Below are 17,949 nucleotides of genomic sequence, written 5' to 3' on the forward strand. Positions count from 1 at the left end.
TTATCTTTGTTACCATAATTCCTCCCACCGAGGAATTTTTTTTATAAAATTATTAACCATCAACAACATGAGAAAAAACTTTTTTTTCGTTTCAGTATTTGCCTGTTCAGGTTTCATTAATGCCCAAACACAACACCCCACCAAAACAGAATCCTCTGTCAGCCTTGGAGTGAAAGGAGGATATTCTTTATCCAGCATGAAACTTTTTGATGATAAACTGGATTCCCAGTCTTATTTCTATGCAGGTATTCTGGCAGAGCAGCCAATATCCCACAAGTTCGGATTGCAGGCTGAGGTTCTTTATACTCAGCTAGGCGGTAAAATTTCATATCCTATAACAATACCAAACACTCAGGGTAGTTTAGGAAATATGAATTATACATATTCTCTAACTCAAATACAGGTGCCCATTTCTGCAAAGTATTATATTATTCCTAATCTTTCTGCTTCTGCCGGGATGAATATTGGCTTCAATATATCTACAAAAGTAGAAGCCAGTAGCAGGATAACAGGAACTGAGAAAAGAAATTATGATGGAGTAAAGACCTTAAACCTATTTCCATTCCTGGGAGCAGAATACAAGCTTAGCAAAAAGTTTTTTGTAGATGCAAGATATAATTTCAATTTTATAGAAATAAGTAAAAGCAATACTTTACCTATGAAAGCCGGATTTCTTCAGGCTGGTGCAGGATATAGATTTAAATAAACTACAGATATCTAACAGAAAAAAATGGCGGCTCCTATTCGGGTGGCCATTTCTGTTTTTCAATAGGCAATAAGTCTAAAAAAGTGGAAAAAGATACTTAAAAATATTTAGACTACCTTTGCAGAATGTAATTCTTTCAGACTGAAGGAATTTTTATTTAAATTTTAAAATAATTCATTTGAATTTTACAGACTTAAACTTAATAGAACCTATTGCAAAAGCAATCCAGGAGCAGGGTTACACGACTCCGACTCCTATCCAGGAAAGATCTATTCCTGATATCTTAGAAGGCAGAGACTTTTTAGGTTGTGCGCAGACAGGAACAGGAAAAACAGCGGCTTTTTCCATCCCTATCCTACAGAATTTATCCAAAAATAAAATTCCCAATAAACATATAAAAGCCTTAATCCTTACCCCCACCAGAGAACTGGCTATCCAGATTGAGGAAAACATTAATGCTTACGGTAAATATCTTCCGCTAAAACAACTTGTTATTTTCGGAGGCGTAAAACAAGGAAATCAGGAAGCTGCTTTGAGAAAAGGGGTTGATATTCTGGTAGCAACACCGGGAAGACTTCTGGACTTTATTGCACAGGGAATCATCAGCCTGAAAAACCTTGAAATTTTTGTTCTTGATGAAGCAGACAGAATGCTGGATATGGGATTTGTACATGATGTAAAAAGAGTTATTAAACTTTTACCTCAGAAAAGACAGACTTTATTCTTTTCGGCAACAATGCCCGGCGAGATCCAAAAACTGGCTAATTCCATTCTGAATAATCCTGTAAAAGTGGAAGTAACACCGGTTTCTTCTACAGCAGATACCATCAAACAATCTGTATATTTTGTAGAAAAGGACAACAAGCTGAATCTGCTTTCTCATATTCTTAAAAATGACATTTCAGATTCTGTACTGGTTTTTGCAAGAACAAAGCATGGCGCGGATAAGATTTCAAGAAAACTTCAGAAAGATAATATCTCTGCAGAGGCAATTCACGGTAACAAATCTCAGAATGCACGACAAAATGCGTTGAACAATTTCAAATCCGGAAAAACAAGGGTTCTTGTGGCTACAGATATTGCAGCCAGAGGAATTGATATTGATGAACTGAAATTCGTAATCAATTTTGAACTATCCGATGTTTCTGAAACCTATGTACACAGAATCGGAAGAACAGGAAGAGCCGGAGCTGAAGGAACCTCTATTTCTTTTGTAGACGGACTTGATCTTCTGAATTTAAAGAATACAGAAAAGCTGATTGGCAAGAAAATCCCTGTGATCAAGGATCATCCGTTCCATACTGATGATCTGGTGGCACAGAAAAGGGATTCGAATAACAAACCTGTTCCTGCCGGCGGCGGAAAGCCCAAAACAGAAAACAGTAATAATTCAAGGTCTAATAATAACCGTAAAAAGCCTTCTGCGGGAGCTTCCGTAGGTTTTAAAAAGCCTAAGAATAAGAATTTCACAAGAAAGAAATAAAAAAGACAAACCCCTTTTCAGTATTGAAAAGGGGTTTTTGTTTATCTTCAACTAACAGTATCTCCAGTTTCTCTCTTCCATCTTCCAGCCGCTTTACTTAAAAAGATTCTTTGCATTCTCTGTCGTGATACGGTCTATCTCAGTGAAATCTTTTCCATAGATATTCACCAGTTTTCCGGCTACCAGATCAAGATAGGAACTTTCATTTCTTTTTCCTCTGTGTGGAACCGGCGCGAGATAAGGAGAATCTGTTTCCAGGACAATTTTATCCAATGGCACCTCGTTCAGAAACTGATCTATTTTTCCGTTTTTGAAGGTCACTACCCCACCGATTCCTAAAATAAAATTAAGATCAATGGCATGCTGTGCCTGTTCCAGATTTCCTGAAAAACAATGGAAAATCCCTCTTAGTTTTGGATGTTTTTTTCTTTCTAAAACCTCAAATGTCTCATCAAAACTTTCTCTGGTATGAATGACAATTGGAAGATCTTTTTCTATGGCCCAGTCGATTTGCTGCTCAAAGGCTTTCACCTGTATATCGAGTGTTGTTTTATCCCAGTACAGATCTATTCCGATCTCTCCTATCGCAGGAAAATGTCTCTGATCAAGATAATTTTTTACGATTTCAAGTTCTTTTTCCCATGATTCCGGTTTTACATAACATGGATGTAGTCCCATCATAGAAAAAATCTGCCCCGGATATTCTGTTTCCAGCTGCAGCATTTTCTCATGAGACTCTGAGTCAATAGCCGGAAGGTAAAATTCTGTTATTCCTTTGTCTAAAGCCCTCTGAATGGCTTCTTTTCTGTCTTCATCAAATTCTTCTGCGTATAGATGTGTATGTGTATCAATCATTTTATTTAAAATTTCAATAGATCTTCATAAGGGTTTTCAAGTCCCAGCAATAATCCGAAAGCGGGTTCTGTTTTTATTCCCTGTTTTTTAAGTTCTATTATTTTCTGTTTAAATTCTTCTCCTTTTTCCTGTAATATTTTGTATTCGGCCATCATATGAAGATAGGCGTTTTGCTGTATTGTAGGCTTATTCTGTCCAAAGATCTCGATCGGGAAACCATCAAGCACAAAATTCAAAGTCATGCATTTTTCCCCGTAGATAATGGGATATTCAACGTCAACATCGTGAGGGATGAACCTGCTGAACATTAAATCATCCAGAAAATCTTCTTCAAATCTTAAATCAACCTCAAAAATAATATCCAGATCACTTCCTGCTATATCTATTTCAATAGGAACAGTTCCTGCTAAAATAGGTGAATACTCTTTTAATTTCTCAAAAAAGCGATGCTTTGTAAGAAGTTCGTAAACCCTTTTCTGTCTTTCATTGCCATTTCTGAGATAATCAATCTTGGTGAAATCAGGCATTTAAAATATTTTATGTTTTACCTTTTTGCGCTGGGCTTCAATTCTTTGATCCAGTTTTTCTCTGAATTCTATAAACTTTGGATCTTTCTTATCACTGGTTTTATGTTCAAGAGCTTTGATAATCTTAAAGTTTTCTTTGATAAAATTCTGAGTCTCTTCTGAAAAATAAGACCTTCCGAATTTCTCAAAAATATAATTAACCGCCTGTGCGCTGGGATGGATCATATCTTCCTTATAGAAACGGTAATCCCGCAGGTCATCCATTAAAATTTCATAGACAGGCAGATAATGACAGTCTTCAAACATCGAAATGGATTCGTGGATGGCTGTAATCAGTTTGGATTTACTTAACTGGTTTTCTACCATTCCATCCTTGGTATGCCTTACAGGTGAAACCGTAAACAGGATCTGTACTCCTTCTTTGCAAATATCTTTAAGATCCAGAATCGTCTGGTAAATTGAGCTGGTAAGCTCCTGATGGGAAAGCAGCCTTTTTTCAAAAAACTTTTGTGGAATTTTATGACAGTTGGCTACCAGTTTATTTTTGGGCAGAAACTCATAAATAAATGATGATCCATAAGTAATGATGATCCAGTCGGCTTCCTGAAGAAAGGCATTTCCCGCTTCAATAGCTCCATTAATCTTATCCAGGGTCTGATGAATATAGCGGGTATCAAAACTGGTATGATGATCCAGAGAGATATATTCTTCATTGTAAGTAATCAGTTCCTCTTCTTCATAAAATGCAGAATCATGTAATCTGTTGATGGCATGATTGATGGAATAAGGATTAAAAATCGTCCCGAAAGGATTATTAAGGGTCTGAAGTTGCCCGTCCTGCAATAGATCTGTCATTTCAGAGGCAAAACATGATCCTATTGAGAATATTTTATCTTCAATCTCAATCTTCTTTTCTGATGCGGGAATGTCAACTTCTGTTCTGAATTTCATTGTATAAGGATTAGGATTTAGGTATCAGGACTCAGGCCAACTAATTCCTAAGCCCTAATTCCTATTAACCTTATTTAACTTTCTCTTCTCAACAAATAATTGGCCAGTTCGATAAAAGGTTTTTTCTTTTCTTCAGGAACATCTATTTTCTGAAGGTAGCTTTGTCCGATTTCATTATGTTTTTCAATCAGTCGTAATGCTTTTTCATCCACTTTTGTTCTTCTGAAAATCTTTTCAACTCCGTAGACTTTATCAACATTTTCAGTCTTTTTAGAATACCAGTAATCCAGTTCTTTTCTTTCTTCATCGGTAGCATGTTCTCTTGCTAACAGATACAGAACTGTTTTCTTGTTTTCGTAAATATCTCCTGCGTGTTTTTTTCCAAACTGTGCCTGATCTCCGAAGACATCAAGATAATCATCCATAATCTGGAAGGCAATTCCGATATGCTTTCCGAAATTGAAAATAGCTTTCGCATCTTTAAAATCTGCTTTTGCAATCAAAGCTCCGATTTCAAATGAAGAAGCACTCAACACCCCGGTTTTGTAGGTAATCATTCTGATATAATCATCAAAAGTAACGTCTTTCTGAGTTTCAAAGTTGATATCATACTGCTGTCCTTCACAAAGCAAAAGCCCCGTGTGGGTAAATATTCTGATACATGCTTTGAAGATTTCAGGTTCAAGATCTTCAAAAAACTTATAGGCTTTCAGCATCAGTCCGTCTCCGGAAAGAATTCCTACGTTAAGACCATGTAAAGTATGAATGGTAGGCTTGTTTCTTCTCAAAGGAGCTTCGTCCATAATATCATCATGGATCAGGGTGAAGTTATGGAAAAACTCGATAGCCAACGCCGGCTTGATGGCCTGTTTAAGATCTCCACCGAACATCTCACATGCCATCAGCACCATAATAGGACGAAGACGTTTTCCACCATGGGAAATAATATAATTCATCGGCTCGTAAAGCTCCGAAGGTTTATCTTTAAAAGTATATTTAGTGATGGCATCTGCAACAATCTGCTGGTATCTGTCTAAAAATTCCATAAAATCTTATAATTTGAACAAAAATACGATTTTTCAAGGCTTTATAAAACAAAAAACTTTGCCCAAAAGGACAAAGTTTGTATAATTATATGATTTGTTTTTTTAGAAAACGAAGGTTACCACAAGATAGGTAATTCCTGCAACAATGGCAGAGATTGGAATGGTAAGAACCCAGGCCCAAAGTAAGCTTACAGTGATTCCCCATCTTACCGCTGAAATTCTTTTTGTTAATCCTACCCCGATGATAGAACCTGTAATCGTATGGGTTGTAGATACAGGAATACCAAAGTGGTCTGTGATGAATAAAGTAATAGCCCCTGCAGTTTCTGCACTTACTCCTTCTAATGAAGTTACTTTGGTAATCTTGGTACCCATTGTTTTGATAATCTTCCAACCACCGCTCATTGTACCTAAACCGATGGCAAGGAACGAAACTAAAGGAACCCAGATATAATGCTGCGCAAAATAATCAAAACGTTCTGCAGAAGGAATATTCAGATACTGAACATCCTGAAGCATATTAACGTGATAATAAATTACTGCTGCACCAATGATCCCCATTACTTTCTGTGCATCATTCAAACCGTGTCCCAAGCTGAATAAAGCGGATGAAGCCAGCTGCAATCTTTTGAAAGACTGGTCTGCTTTGTGCGGGTTTGATCTTTTATAAAGATGTACAATGATCAGGGTAATGATAATTGAAATAATCATCCCTATAATCGGAGCCATGAAAATGAACAGGAAGATAGGAATTACTTTATCAAATTTCACCACACTCTGGTGTGTTACCTGATTGAAAGCTTCTTTAACAGTACCCCACATTCCAAGATCTGGCTGGGCTGCAGCCACATCGTGATAATCCATCATGAAAGCATGCATAAGAGCTGCTCCCAGGAATCCTCCGATCAGCGTATGTGATGATGAAGAAGGGATTCCGAACCACCATGTAAGCAGGTTCCAGGCAATAGCTGCCACAAGACCGGAAAATATAACTTCAAGGGTGATAAAATTCTCGTTAACTGTTTTGGCAATTGTATTACCAATTTTGAATTCTCCAATAATATAAGCAGCTATAAAGAATGCTGCGAAGTTCCAAAGCGCCGCCCAAAGTACAGCCTGGAATGGAGTTAAAACTTTTGTAGAAACTATAGTTGCAATTGAGTTGGCTGCATCATGGAAACCATTGATATAATCGAAGATCAGGGCCAGCGCAATAATAACTACAAGTAAAATCGGAAATTCCATTTTTTGCTATGTATTATGCGTATTTAATCATGATGTTCTCAATGGTATTGGCAACATCTTCTGCTTTGTCTGTTACAATTTCAAGGTAGTTTAATACGGAAGAAACTTTAATAATGTTGATCGCATCATTCGTTTCAAATAATTCTACCATTGAGTTGGAAAGCAAATCGTCAGCAATATTCTCAATAGAGTTCACCTTAATACAAGCTTCTTTCACCTGCTCCATGTTTTTAAACCCTTTAAGGTTTTTCATCGCATTCTGAATTTCAAGACATGCTTTGTGGATCAATAAAGAGAAGTCTGAATACGCCTTCATCTCAGGTGATTTGTAAAGGAAAATATATTTTGTGGAAGCGTAGATATAATCAGCGATATCATCAAGCCCTGTTGCCAATGTGTGGATGTCCTCACGGTCAAAAGGTGTAATGAAGTTTTTCCCTAATTCTACGAAAATTTCGTGAGTAAGTTCATCGTTCTTGTGTTCGAAGTCGCTCATTTTCTTCAACATTGAATCGTCATTAAGATCGAAATCCTTGATTCCTGCGTTGAATTCTTCTGACATTGCAACTAGATTTTCAGTTACTTTTTCGAAAAGTACAAAGAAGATTTTATCTTTTGGTTGAAAAGCGTGGAAAATATTACCAATTCCCATTTTTTAGTATTTATAATTCGTGTGCAAATTTCTTAAAAAAGGATTGCACGTGAAACTATATAACATTAAGTTTTGTTAACATTCGCTTAACTACTGATTATCAAATAAAAAAACCGGCATGAATGCCGGTTTTGTATGGTATAGGAAGGATTAGTTGGCTACTTCAGCTCTCATATCTTTTCCTTTGAATTTCATCGATTGAATATTGCTCAATACATTGTCTTTGAACGATTTTTCAACTTCGAAGAAAGAGAATTTCTCTAAGATTTCGATATCACCGATTTCCGCTCTTTTCTTGCTTTTTCCGCCAGCAGTAGCTTTGTTGATAATATCTAAAACATCAAGTTTCTTCAAATGGTCTTTTTTACCAAGGTTGAAGAAGAATCTTACCATGTTTTCATCTCTTCTTCTTGGTTTTCCGCCACGATCTCTGTCTCTCTCACGTCCGCGATCTCTGTCGCGACCTCTATCTCTGTCTCTGTCACGTCCACGGTCTCTTCTTGAGTAATCGTCATCCCTGCTGCTTAATTTCTGCTCAGCAAGGTCGTGCTTGTCTTTGTAGTATAAAGCAAGATCTTTCAACTGGAACTGCAGCAGCTGGTGCACCAGTTCTTCTTTTGTGAAGTTGCTCAGATCCGGGATTAAGCTATCATCAAATTCGAAAAGATCTTCGTGCTCTGTCAATAATTTTTCAAATACACCTCCTACCTGAGCTTTGATAATATCATCACCTGTAGGGATAAATCTTTCGTGGATTTCAATTTTAGTTGCAGATTTGATCTGTTTCAGTTTTCTGCTTTCTTCAGGCTTGATCAGAGCCATAGAAATACCGTCTTTTCCAGCTCTACCTGTTCTTCCGCTTCTGTGAACGAATACTTCAGGGTCATCCGGTAAAGAGAAGTGAATAACGTGAGTAAGAGAGTTTACATCCAGTCCTCTTGCGGCAACATCTGTAGCCACAAGAATATCAATATTTTTCAATCTGAATTTCTTCATTACCGTATCTCTCTGCGCCTGAGAAAGATCACCGTGAAGAGCATCAGCGGCATATCCGTTCTGCATTAAGAAATCAGCAACCTCCTGAGTTTCCATTCTCGTTCTGCAGAAGATAATGGAATACTGGTTTGGATTTGCATCGATAAGTCTCTTCAATGCTTCTTTTTTCTGACGGTATCCTACAACATAGTATTCGTGAGTAATGTTCTTCTTCACTTCGTTGATAGAACCTACAGAAATACGATGTGGTTTTGTAAGATAATTTTTGGAAATTCTTTCCACTTCTTTATTCATCGTTGCAGAGAATAAGAAAGTTTGTTTCGTTTCCGGAGTTTCGCTTAGAATGGTTTCCAATTCATCCTTGAATCCCATAGAAAGCATTTCATCAGCTTCGTCTAATACTAACCAATGAATTGCAGAAAAGTCCAATGCTTTTCTGTTGATAAGATCAATTACTCTTCCCGGAGTTCCCACGATAATCTGTGGCTTATCCTTCAAAGATCTCATCTGCTCTACAATACTACTTCCACCATAAACCGCAGTTGTCTTGATGTCTTTCATATACTTAGAGTAATTCTTTATGTCCTTCGAAATCTGAAGACATAATTCCCGTGTCGGACAAAGCACCAATAATTGGATTTTGCGACTCGTATCGTCAATCATATCCAAAATCGGAAGCGAAAACGCTGCTGTTTTGCCTGTCCCTGTCTGCGCAAGTGCGATCAAGTCGCGAATATCTGAAAGAATAAAAGGGATAGTCTGTTTTTGGATTTCTGTTGGGCTTTCGTAACCCAGTTCGCCAATTGCCTTAAGGATATCAGGACTTAAATTGGTTTCCGTAAATAAATTCATTAACTATTTTAAAATTTTTGCAAAGATACAATAAATATTTGATTTGTTTTTGAATAAATTTTTAAATATGCAAACTTAAATTCACAATCCTGTAATATATCTTTGATTTTTGGAAAATTAAATCTAAAAAAAGAAGCCTTGATTTAAAAAGTTGTTAAACATTATTTTTTTTTATTAAATTGGATTAATTTTTTCCGTGTTATTTATGAATTTTCAAAAATAAAGCCATTAAATGCAAATTTTTGTTTTTCATATTCTTATTTATCGCTATTGAATATTGTCCCCTAATTAATAGTTTTTGTACATTTGAGTTGTGGAATTCGCGGTTCGGGTTGCGAGACTGGACATCCGAGACTTTGATTCGGGATTCTGGGTATGAAATCCAGGATCTCACTTAATAACAAAAAACACCTATTACAATATGTCTTCAAGTATTTCTTCCAAAACATTTGATTTTTTAAAAAAGTTAAATAAAAACAATAACCGCGATTGGTTTAATGAAAATAAAAATTTATACACAGAATCACAGCAAAACGTGGTATCCTTTCTGGATGAGCTCATCAGAGAGATGTCCGGTTTTGATGAAGAACTTGCTAAAATAGACAGTAAAAAAGCCCTGTTCAGGATTTACAGGGATACCCGTTTTTCAAAGGATAAGTCACCTTATAAAACGAATTTCGGAGCTTCTCTGGGCATGGGAAAAGGAAATCAGAAAGGAGGTTATTATCTTCACCTGGAACCCGGAAAATCCTTTTTAGCCGGAGGAATCTATATGCCGGAATCTTCTGTCCTGAAAGAAGTCCGTAAGGAAATTTCTTTGTATGGAGATGATTTCCTGAAAATTCTCAATAATAAAGATTTTAAAAAACATTTTCCGGAGCTTGATCAGGACGATAAACTGAAGAAAGTCCCTCAAGGCTTTGAAAAGGAAGACCCTATGGCAGAATACCTCAAGCTTAAAAACTTTATTGTAGTATACTCTCTGAAAGATGAAGAAGTACTGGACAAAAATGCGGTAAAAAACATGACCCAAATTTTCAAGCTGATGAAACCTTTCAATGATTTCCTGAATACGCCTCTGCTTTAATTTCTGATCATAAATCACAGATTCAACAGACAACTGCGTGTATTCTCGCTGGCCACGATGTTTAAAACATGTGTTGCAGAGATAAGATGTCTCTGTGACAAATTGAGAATATCTTAAAATTCAATGGGTTACAAAATCAAATTTTAAAATTCAGTACTGAAAATCAAGCTATTACAATTAACATTTTTTAAGAAAAGTTTTACATTTTTATGTATCTTTGCTGTTCGCCAAAAAGCCAACAATGTCTTTATACCAAAAAATTGCAGAGAAACTACAATACATAAGCCCGAATTTTTACAAAAAAAGATATTTTAAAACTTTAAATAATCTTAATAAAAACAACTTTTCGGAACGTAATGTAGAACCGGAACTGGTATGGATCAAAGAATACCTTTCTAAAAATGCTGTAATCCTTGATATTGGTGCGAATGTAGGAACTTTCCTTTATCAGTTGGAAAAAACGTTAAATCATGACCATATTTATGGTTTTGAGCCTAACAAAAAGCTTTGCACACGATTGAAAAGACTGTTTCCGGCCATGCATATCTTTCCTCTTGCTCTTTCTGACGAAAACAGAATTGCTGAGTTCAAAGTACCTATTATAAACGGAAAAACGGTTGCTTCCCGCGGTACTTTAAACACGGCTTACAAAGAAAAGGGAGAAGAGAAAAGCTATACAGAGAAAGTAAAAGTGATCAAGCTGGATGAATGGGCAGCACTTGAACATTTCAACAGGCTTGATTTTATTAAAATAGACGTTGAAGGAAACGAAATAAAGACCCTTTCCGGCGCGAGAGAAACGATCAGACAGTTCAAGCCAACCCTGATGGTTGAGATGGAACAAAGACACCATGAAACGCCGATCTGGAATGAGATATCCGAAGTGATGAGCTGGGGATATGACGCCAAATATCTGAACAGAAACAGTTTTACGCTGGAGGATCTTACAGAAGATATTATTACACAAAATACAAACGACGAAAAAAATAAAACTCAGTACATCAACAATATTATTTTTATACCTAAAAACATTTAAAACAACTTTATGAGTGTAGTAGCGAGACAAGGCTTCAAATATTCCATTATCGGTTATATTGGTTTTTTGCTGGGCACCGTTTCCGCAATATTCATATTTCCGAATGATTTTGAATTTTACGGAAAACTGCGCTACAGTATGCAAACCGCTGAAATGCTTGTTCCTTTTGTTGTTTTTGGTATTTCTTATGCGAATGTAAAATTTTTTAATGCTTTGCAGAAAGAAGGAAAAAACCAGAATATGCTTTCACTATCTCTTGTGACAGTTCTGATCAATTTTCTCATTTTTGTTACTGTATTTTTTATCCTCCCCTATTTTTATCCGAAATTTGTACATTCAGAAGCGTGGAAAATTAAAAAAATTATTTTACCCTTAATTTTAATTTTGTCACTCTGTGCTATTTTCAATAAATACACTTCAAATTATAAAAGAATTGTCGTCTCGAATATCTTTGACAATCTTTTCCCTAAAATAGCAAATCTGGGCGCTTTCTGTCTTTTCTTCTACTTTTCTTTGTCTCAGAATATTGCACTGGCTTTTTTCTTCGGAATATTTGCGCTCATGCTGTTCGGGTATATTTATTATACCAATAAGCTGGAAAAAATAAAGTTCGACATCAGCACAGATTATTTCAAAAAAAATAATTTCTGGAAGGAATTCCTGAACTACAGCTTCTTTGGATTTCTGGGAACATTTGGAAATTATCTGGCGATCAACAGTTTTATGATTGGAGAATTTATGGGAATGGAAGAAAACGGGATATATTCCGTTCTCTATGCTTTGATTTCTCTGATCTCTATCCCCCAATTGGGACTATTCAATATTTCAGCTCCGATTATCAGTAAAAATCTGGCAGACGGAGATATGGTAGAACTGGACAGATTCCATAAGAAGACGTCTTTAACACTCTATTTCCTTGGCGCTGTGTTGTTCTCATGTATTATGGTTGGATTCCCATATCTGACGCAGTTTATGCCAAAGAACGGAACCATGCTCAGAGAGTACGAGCCGGTAGTATGGATCTGGGGCTCTGCTGTATTGATCGACCTTGCAACGGGATTTAATGGAAATATTATTTCACTCTCAAAATATTACAGATTCAATATTCTGGTCATGCTTTTACTGGCCGGATTAACGATCGGACTGAATTATTATTTTATTAAAAACACACCTCTGAAACTGATTGGAATTGCTTTATCAACAGCTATTTCACTTACGATTTATAATGTGGTGAAAATTGTTTTCAATTATATTGTATTTAAAGTTTCGCCTTTAAGTATTGAAATGATTTTCGTGTCTATTATCTGTACTTTAGCCATTACAGTAGCCATTGTTCTTCCTAATTTCAACAGCAATCTGATTAATCTTGTTTACAAACCTGCAGTTGTTTTGGTACTGATCTATATCGGAAATTACTTCACCAAGATTTTCCCGGTTGAAGACTATCTGAATATGAGGTTTATCAAGAGTGTATTTAAGATAAAATAAGAGAACAATTCAGACTTTTTTAGATTAAAGATGTTAGAAATTGTTCCAGTCTCTTCTGAACTTCTTTCCTGCCATAAGTTTTATAAAAATCAAATGGAGTTTCCGAAACAGTGCTTAATTGTTCAAGAACATTTTCTTTTTCAGCAATAATAAAGTCTAATTTTGAGGGATAATTTCCTGGAAAAATAGCCAGTTTCCCATAAGCTATGGCATCGCCCAGGTTTCCTGTCATCTTAGTCAGTCCATACGTTTCTTTCATGCTGAAGAATTCTGTATCCTGCTGAATCGGACACCACAAAACGTCTGCTTTCTGCATCCATTTTTCAAAATCCCCGGAGGGCACCCTTTCTGAAAAATAGGTGATTTTAATGTTTTCGGGTAATTTTCCGGACAGATTTTCAAGTTGTTTTAACTCGTGTCCGCCTGCTTTTCCAAGGAAAACAAACTGGCAAATCCTGTCTGTATGGAGATTCTGAATAGTTTTAAAAATATAGGCGTAATCTCTTCTCTTTTGTGAAACCCCACCAGGAATTACGACCATAAGATTTTCATTTTTTGTCCTGTCAAAATCTCTGGTATAAAACAGTGGCAGATACTGATATTGATCCGAAGTCATTGCTTCATCCAGTACAAAAAGAGACCGGGATGCCTGATACACTTTGGTTTTGTACAGTAATCCTTCTTTCAGCCACAATTTTAACCTGAAAATAACATCTCCTTTGAAAACGCTTTTTATCAGATCCAGCTTTGAAGCTTTTATGAAATTAAGATTATGGATAATGACCGCGGTATTGTACTTTTTTGTCACTGCAAAAAATGTATTAAAATAACGATGAACAGTTCCTATTACCACAAGGTCATATCCTTTCCCTTTTAACTGATCCAGAATCATGGAACTGTCTGATAAGAAAACAGCTTCATCATGATGGCTGATCTGATCTTTTATCCTTTTTGAAAAATAATAGTCTACGGTAAAATCCTCAGAACCTTCCATAATATCCATGAAAGCCTGAGCAATTTCTGCGTGAGTGTCTATTTCTATGTAAGCTATTTTTTTCACGGGTTAACGGGAGTTATATCTTAAGTTTTGGCTAAAGCCAATGGATTTTTATTTTTTTGATTAAACGGGCTAAAGCCCGTTTCAATTGATGAACATTTGCAATGTATAAAATAATTTATCTTTTACATCTTCAGCCATTTCTTTTTCAACGTTTTCAGACGCTGATCATTAACGGCTTTTTGTTCTTCTTTTGTAATTTTCAATTCTAATTTCTTTGATCTGCAGCTTTCATAAGACCTGATAATATCAAAGAAAAATGAAGCAGACTTACTTTTCACAGCTTCTTTTGAGGAGGCGATGTATGCCAGAAACCTGTTCAGTCCTAAGAAATAAAAATATCTTCCGTAATAATCCGCTGGGCGTATCGTATAATCGGCACCTTTTACTTTAATCAGCTTTACATGCAGCTCCGGAAGAACAACTTCTTTCCACCCAAGATTATCCAGTAAAATGGAATCAATATTATCCCAGCCCAGTGTTTCCCTTATGCCGCCAATCTGAATAAAACATTCTTTACGGTAGGCCTTCATAGGACCTCTTACATGATGTTTATTGGAATTTCCTTCATATACCCAGTTTCCGTCTTTTTCAATATACAAAAGGCCTCCTACCAATCCAAATTCCGGATGCGTGGCAAAAGCTGTTTCTACAACTGACAGATAATTTTCCGGAAGAATGATATCGGCATCAAATTTACAGATAATATCAAATTCATCCATAGCCTGGGTCTGAAGTCCGTTTTTGAAAGCGTGAACCACTTTTGATCCCGGCTGGTGTTCAGATTTCTGAAGGTTGACCGTTTCAAAACGGGAATCAGCTTCCGTATATTTTCTGATCACCTCAGCTGTTCTGTCTGTAGAACCGTCATTCACTACCACTACTTTAAAATCTTTGCTGCTTTGCTGTTGTAAAGAATCAAGAGTAAATGGAAGGTTGTTTTCTTCGTTATGGGCAGGAATTATGATTAAAAACCTCACGAATTATAGTATAAATGATGAATAATAAATGATCAATGATGAGAAGCTTTCGAGGGCATCAATTACCATTGATCATTTATCGTTGATGAATTTATTTGTTATGCGGTTTCAGCATATTCTTCGGATCAAGAATTTCGTCCAGCTTTTCCTGAGAGACAATTCCTTTTTCCAGAACAAGATTGTAAACACTTTTCCCGGTTTCCAAAGCTTCTTTTGCAATCTGTGTAGACTGTTTGTACCCGATGTAAGGATTCAATGCCGTTACAATTCCGATGCTGTGTTTCACCATATTCAGGCAGACTTCCTTATTGGCTGTAATTCCAACCACACACTTGTCGCGAAGTGTATCCAAAGCATTGCAAAGGAAGTTGATATTTTCCATGATGGCATGAGAAAGTACCGGTTCCATTACATTCAGCTGTAACTGTCCTGCTTCTGCTGCAAAGGTTACCGTAAGATCGTTTCCAATCACTTTGAAACATACCTGATTAACCACTTCCGGAATTACAGGATTTACTTTCCCCGGCATAATAGAAGAACCCGGCTGCATTGGCGGAAGATTAATTTCAAAAAGGCCTGCTCTTGGACCTGATGAAAGTAATCTTAAATCGTTACAAATCTTTGACAGTTTCACAGCAAGGCGTTTCATTGCTGATGAGTAGATCACATAAGATCCCGTATCAGGGGTAGCTTCCACAAGGTCTGGTGCTGAAACAATCGGAAATCCTGTTATCTGAGCTAAGTTTTTAGCACAAAGGGCTGCATAGCCTACCGGAGCATTTATTCCTGTTCCGATGGCAGTAGCCCCCATATTTACTTCTACAAAAAGGCTGGCATTGTTATTCAGCTTGGAGATATCCTCTTCCAAAGTGGCTGCATACGCTTCAAATTCCTGCCCTAAAGTCATCGGGACTGCATCCTGAAGTTGTGTACGTCCCATTTTGATTACATCCTGAAATTCCTGTCCTTTTGCACGGAAAGCAGTGATAATTCTTTCTAATTTTTCTACCAGCCCAATGTTCATCTGAAGCAATCCCATTTTGATAGCTGTAGGATAAGCGTCATTGGTAGACTGAGAAAGGTTGATATGATCATTAGGCGAACAGAATTCGTATTCTCCTTTATTTTTTCCTAATTTTTCCAATACGATGTTAGCGATCACTTCATTCGCATTCATGTTGATAGAAGTTCCTGCTCCCCCCTGAATCATATCTACCGGAAACTGCTCATGATATTTCCCTTCTACAATTTCATCACACGCTTCTGCTATTTTAAAATACAGGTTTTCGTCCAGAAGTCCTAATTCATAATTGGTTTTTGCGGCTGCTTTTTTTACAAAAGCCAACCCTTTTATGAAATCCGGATACGAAGACAAAAGCTGTCCTGAGATTTTAAAATTGTCGATAGCTCTTTGTGTCTGAACCCCATAATAAGCATCTAAAGGCACATTCAGTTCGCCTAATAGATCACTTTCTTTTCTGAAATTTTCCATTACAGATATTTTACTGTTTTTGATCGTTTAAAGATAGCAAAAACGCATCTAACCGATGCGTTTTAATTTGAATTATTTTACTGGATATTTTTGATTTAAAGCCTGGAGTATTGCCCATGTTTCAGCATCCATGATTCCGTCATAATTCTGTGGACGGAAGTGGTACTGGAATGCCTCAATTGTTTTCTTGGTAGCATCATCCCATTGTCCGCTAGGATCAATTGCATATCCGAATTTCTGCAATGAAGTCTGAATAAGGAAAATAAAACTGGACTCATTATATCTTGCTGCCAGGTCGGCTTGTGCAGGTTCAAGATAAGTCTGTTTAGCAGCTTCATCATACCACATTCCAACCTGATATTCGTCATAGAGCTTTTTCCATGGGAACATCGGTCCCGGATCCTGTTTTCTTGTAGGAGCAATATCTGAATGCCCCAATACGTTTGTTGGCTGGATCTGATATCTTGTTACAATATCTTTAACCAGAGCAGCCACTTTTTTCACCTGCTCATCACTAAAAGGGGCAAAAGTTCTTTTACCGGTACTATCTGTAGTATATCCTGTATTTACAATTTCAATACCGATAGAATTATCATTAAGATTTTTGTCATTTCTCCATGCACTTATCCCTGCATGGTATGCTCTTTTATTTTCATCTACCAATTGATAGATCTCGTTATCTCCTGTATTATTTACCAGATAATGGGCACTTACCGACTGTTGGGTAAGAACACTGATTGATTTATCATCTGCAAGAGCGGTATAATGTAATATCAGATAACGCTGTCTGAAATTCTGCCCCACTGCAGGAAAATAAGTTTTTACCACTTTATATCCGCCCGGTTTTGCAGATACAATAGAACCGTAACTTGCCGTATTATCATTTTTTGTTGGGTCTGCTATATTGGTCGTAAAAAATTCTACTCCATGATCAGATATAACTTTTGGTTTTGGAGCAACCGGAGGTTTTGTCTGAACCGTTGGTTTCGCCTGTGTTATTGGGGTTTTCGGTTTGTAAGTATTTTTTTTCACATTTTGCTGAGAAGTACATGAAAAAACAAATGTGCTTAATCCGATGATATATAATGTTTTACGCATCAGTTTGGTTTTTGGATGATTTATTAGTTCAAAAATACACAAAATTTTCTTGAATTTTATTTGGTAAATAAAGAAATCTGTTCTATATTTGCACTCGCAATAACGGAACAACGATCATTAAAAAATAAACAAAAAGGAGGGTTGCCGGAGTGGTTAACGGAGCAGTTTGCTAAACTGTCGACGCGAAAGTGTCGCAAGGGTTCGAATCCCTTACCCTCCGCTCTTCTATATATTCGGGGCGTAGCGTAGTCCGGTCATCGCGCCTGGTTTGGGACCAGGAGGTCGCAGGTTCGAATCCTGCCGCCCCGACTTTTTAATGTGCTTATTACTAAGCGAGAATCAACTTCTAAGGGTGCGTAGCTCAGCTGGATAGAGCATCTGCCTTCTAAGCAGACGGT

At 36.7% G+C, this 17,949-nt stretch carries 16 protein-coding genes and 2 tRNA genes; 7 read left to right on the forward strand and 11 right to left on the reverse strand.

Annotated elements, in window-relative coordinates; all coding sequences use genetic code 11:
• The first annotated feature begins 67 nt into the window (after positions 1–67).
• Both AC5YGI_RS03825 and AC5YGI_RS03830 read left to right on the forward strand, forming a co-directional pair.
• Entirely contained in the window at positions 68–706 is a 639-nt protein-coding gene (locus tag AC5YGI_RS03825; protein ID WP_496167553.1) for a porin family protein, read from the forward strand.
• A 178-nt stretch (positions 707–884) separates the two neighbouring features.
• Positions 885–2,189, forward strand: a complete 1,305-nt coding sequence (locus tag AC5YGI_RS03830; protein ID WP_330745502.1) for a DEAD/DEAH box helicase — start codon at positions 885–887, stop codon at positions 2,187–2,189.
• A gap of 93 nt (positions 2,190–2,282) precedes the next feature.
• Here the strand turns inward: AC5YGI_RS03830 and AC5YGI_RS03835 are convergent, their stop codons facing one another.
• From AC5YGI_RS03835 to AC5YGI_RS03865, 7 genes are all read right to left on the reverse strand, one after another.
• On the reverse strand, positions 2,283–3,044 hold the full coding sequence (locus AC5YGI_RS03835; RefSeq protein ID WP_496167555.1) for a TatD family hydrolase: 762 nt from the start codon (positions 3,042–3,044) through the stop codon (positions 2,283–2,285).
• A 5-nt stretch (positions 3,045–3,049) separates the two neighbouring features.
• On the reverse strand, positions 3,050–3,571 hold the full coding sequence (locus tag AC5YGI_RS03840; RefSeq protein ID WP_496167556.1) for a DUF4269 domain-containing protein: 522 nt from the start codon (positions 3,569–3,571) through the stop codon (positions 3,050–3,052).
• Complete coding sequence (locus tag AC5YGI_RS03845) at positions 3,572–4,522, reverse strand: GSCFA domain-containing protein (protein ID WP_496167557.1); 951 nt, start codon at positions 4,520–4,522, stop codon at positions 3,572–3,574. It abuts the gene before it with no gap.
• A gap of 74 nt (positions 4,523–4,596) precedes the next feature.
• Positions 4,597–5,568, reverse strand: coding sequence for a polyprenyl synthetase family protein (locus AC5YGI_RS03850; RefSeq protein WP_110010795.1), 972 nt, complete (start codon positions 5,566–5,568; stop codon positions 4,597–4,599).
• A gap of 102 nt (positions 5,569–5,670) precedes the next feature.
• Positions 5,671–6,813, reverse strand: coding sequence for an inorganic phosphate transporter (locus AC5YGI_RS03855; protein ID WP_110010796.1), 1,143 nt, complete (start codon positions 6,811–6,813; stop codon positions 5,671–5,673).
• A 13-nt stretch (positions 6,814–6,826) separates the two neighbouring features.
• Positions 6,827–7,465, reverse strand: coding sequence for a DUF47 domain-containing protein (locus AC5YGI_RS03860; RefSeq protein ID WP_065393534.1), 639 nt, complete (start codon positions 7,463–7,465; stop codon positions 6,827–6,829).
• 150 nt (positions 7,466–7,615) lie between these two features.
• The gene (locus AC5YGI_RS03865; RefSeq protein WP_496167560.1) at positions 7,616–9,313 is read right to left on the reverse strand and encodes a DEAD/DEAH box helicase; all 1,698 of its coding nucleotides are present in this window, start codon (positions 9,311–9,313) and stop codon (positions 7,616–7,618) included.
• 421 nt (positions 9,314–9,734) lie between these two features.
• Between AC5YGI_RS03865 and AC5YGI_RS03870 the strand changes: the two genes are divergently transcribed.
• The 3 genes from AC5YGI_RS03870 to AC5YGI_RS03880 all read left to right on the forward strand — a co-directional run bounded on the left by AC5YGI_RS03870 (position 9,735) and on the right by AC5YGI_RS03880 (position 12,924).
• Complete coding sequence (locus tag AC5YGI_RS03870) at positions 9,735–10,400, forward strand: DUF2461 domain-containing protein (RefSeq protein ID WP_496167561.1); 666 nt, start codon at positions 9,735–9,737, stop codon at positions 10,398–10,400.
• A gap of 241 nt (positions 10,401–10,641) precedes the next feature.
• Positions 10,642–11,436, forward strand: coding sequence for an FkbM family methyltransferase (locus AC5YGI_RS03875; RefSeq protein WP_110010799.1), 795 nt, complete (start codon positions 10,642–10,644; stop codon positions 11,434–11,436).
• A 9-nt stretch (positions 11,437–11,445) separates the two neighbouring features.
• Positions 11,446–12,924, forward strand: a complete 1,479-nt coding sequence (locus AC5YGI_RS03880; RefSeq protein ID WP_330745496.1) for a lipopolysaccharide biosynthesis protein — start codon at positions 11,446–11,448, stop codon at positions 12,922–12,924.
• A 19-nt stretch (positions 12,925–12,943) separates the two neighbouring features.
• Here the strand turns inward: AC5YGI_RS03880 and AC5YGI_RS03885 are convergent, their stop codons facing one another.
• The 4 genes from AC5YGI_RS03885 to AC5YGI_RS03900 form a co-directional block, all read right to left on the reverse strand.
• Positions 12,944–13,984: a hypothetical protein gene (locus tag AC5YGI_RS03885; RefSeq protein WP_496167562.1), complete on the reverse strand. Its 1,041-nt coding sequence runs from the start codon at positions 13,982–13,984 to the stop codon at positions 12,944–12,946.
• 122 nt (positions 13,985–14,106) lie between these two features.
• Positions 14,107–14,961, reverse strand: coding sequence for a glycosyltransferase family 2 protein (locus tag AC5YGI_RS03890; RefSeq protein ID WP_330745494.1), 855 nt, complete (start codon positions 14,959–14,961; stop codon positions 14,107–14,109).
• Positions 14,962–15,052: 91 nt separating this feature from the next.
• Positions 15,053–16,453, reverse strand: coding sequence for an aspartate ammonia-lyase (gene aspA, locus AC5YGI_RS03895; RefSeq protein ID WP_496167565.1), 1,401 nt, complete (start codon positions 16,451–16,453; stop codon positions 15,053–15,055).
• A gap of 72 nt (positions 16,454–16,525) precedes the next feature.
• Positions 16,526–17,551 (reverse strand): N-acetylmuramoyl-L-alanine amidase, encoded by a 1,026-nt coding sequence (locus tag AC5YGI_RS03900; RefSeq protein WP_330745493.1) that lies wholly within the window; start codon positions 17,549–17,551, stop codon positions 16,526–16,528.
• A gap of 135 nt (positions 17,552–17,686) precedes the next feature.
• Between AC5YGI_RS03900 and AC5YGI_RS03905 the strand changes: the two genes are divergently transcribed.
• Both AC5YGI_RS03905 and AC5YGI_RS03910 read left to right on the forward strand, forming a co-directional pair.
• Positions 17,687–17,771 (forward strand) — tRNA-Ser (locus AC5YGI_RS03905).
• Positions 17,772–17,785: 14 nt separating this feature from the next.
• Positions 17,786–17,860 (forward strand) — tRNA-Pro (locus AC5YGI_RS03910).
• The last annotated feature ends 89 nt before the right edge of the window (positions 17,861–17,949 follow it).

Source organism: Chryseobacterium sp. CS3K3.1, from assembly GCF_059515165.1.

Bases quoted from the DNA above. Each gene is read 5' to 3' on its own strand.
- AC5YGI_RS03880 (WP_330745496.1), top strand. From the start codon at position 11,446: ATGAGTGTAGTAGCGAGACAAGGCTTCAAATATTCCATTATCGGTTAT.
- AC5YGI_RS03825 (WP_496167553.1), top strand. From the start codon at position 68: ATGAGAAAAAACTTTTTTTTCGTTTCAGTATTTGCCTGTTCAGGTTTC.
- AC5YGI_RS03850 (WP_110010795.1), bottom strand. From the start codon at position 5,568: ATGGAATTTTTAGACAGATACCAGCAGATTGTTGCAGATGCCATCACT.
- AC5YGI_RS03845 (WP_496167557.1), bottom strand. From the start codon at position 4,522: ATGAAATTCAGAACAGAAGTTGACATTCCCGCATCAGAAAAGAAGATT.
- AC5YGI_RS03860 (WP_065393534.1), bottom strand. From the start codon at position 7,465: ATGGGAATTGGTAATATTTTCCACGCTTTTCAACCAAAAGATAAAATC.
- AC5YGI_RS03835 (WP_496167555.1), bottom strand. From the start codon at position 3,044: ATGATTGATACACATACACATCTATACGCAGAAGAATTTGATGAAGAC.
- AC5YGI_RS03875 (WP_110010799.1), top strand. From the start codon at position 10,642: ATGTCTTTATACCAAAAAATTGCAGAGAAACTACAATACATAAGCCCG.
- AC5YGI_RS03870 (WP_496167561.1), top strand. From the start codon at position 9,735: ATGTCTTCAAGTATTTCTTCCAAAACATTTGATTTTTTAAAAAAGTTA.
- AC5YGI_RS03865 (WP_496167560.1), bottom strand. From the start codon at position 9,313: ATGAATTTATTTACGGAAACCAATTTAAGTCCTGATATCCTTAAGGCA.
- aspA (WP_496167565.1), bottom strand. From the start codon at position 16,453: ATGGAAAATTTCAGAAAAGAAAGTGATCTATTAGGCGAACTGAATGTG.
- AC5YGI_RS03855 (WP_110010796.1), bottom strand. From the start codon at position 6,813: ATGGAATTTCCGATTTTACTTGTAGTTATTATTGCGCTGGCCCTGATC.
- AC5YGI_RS03840 (WP_496167556.1), bottom strand. From the start codon at position 3,571: ATGCCTGATTTCACCAAGATTGATTATCTCAGAAATGGCAATGAAAGA.
- AC5YGI_RS03900 (WP_330745493.1), bottom strand. From the start codon at position 17,551: ATGCGTAAAACATTATATATCATCGGATTAAGCACATTTGTTTTTTCA.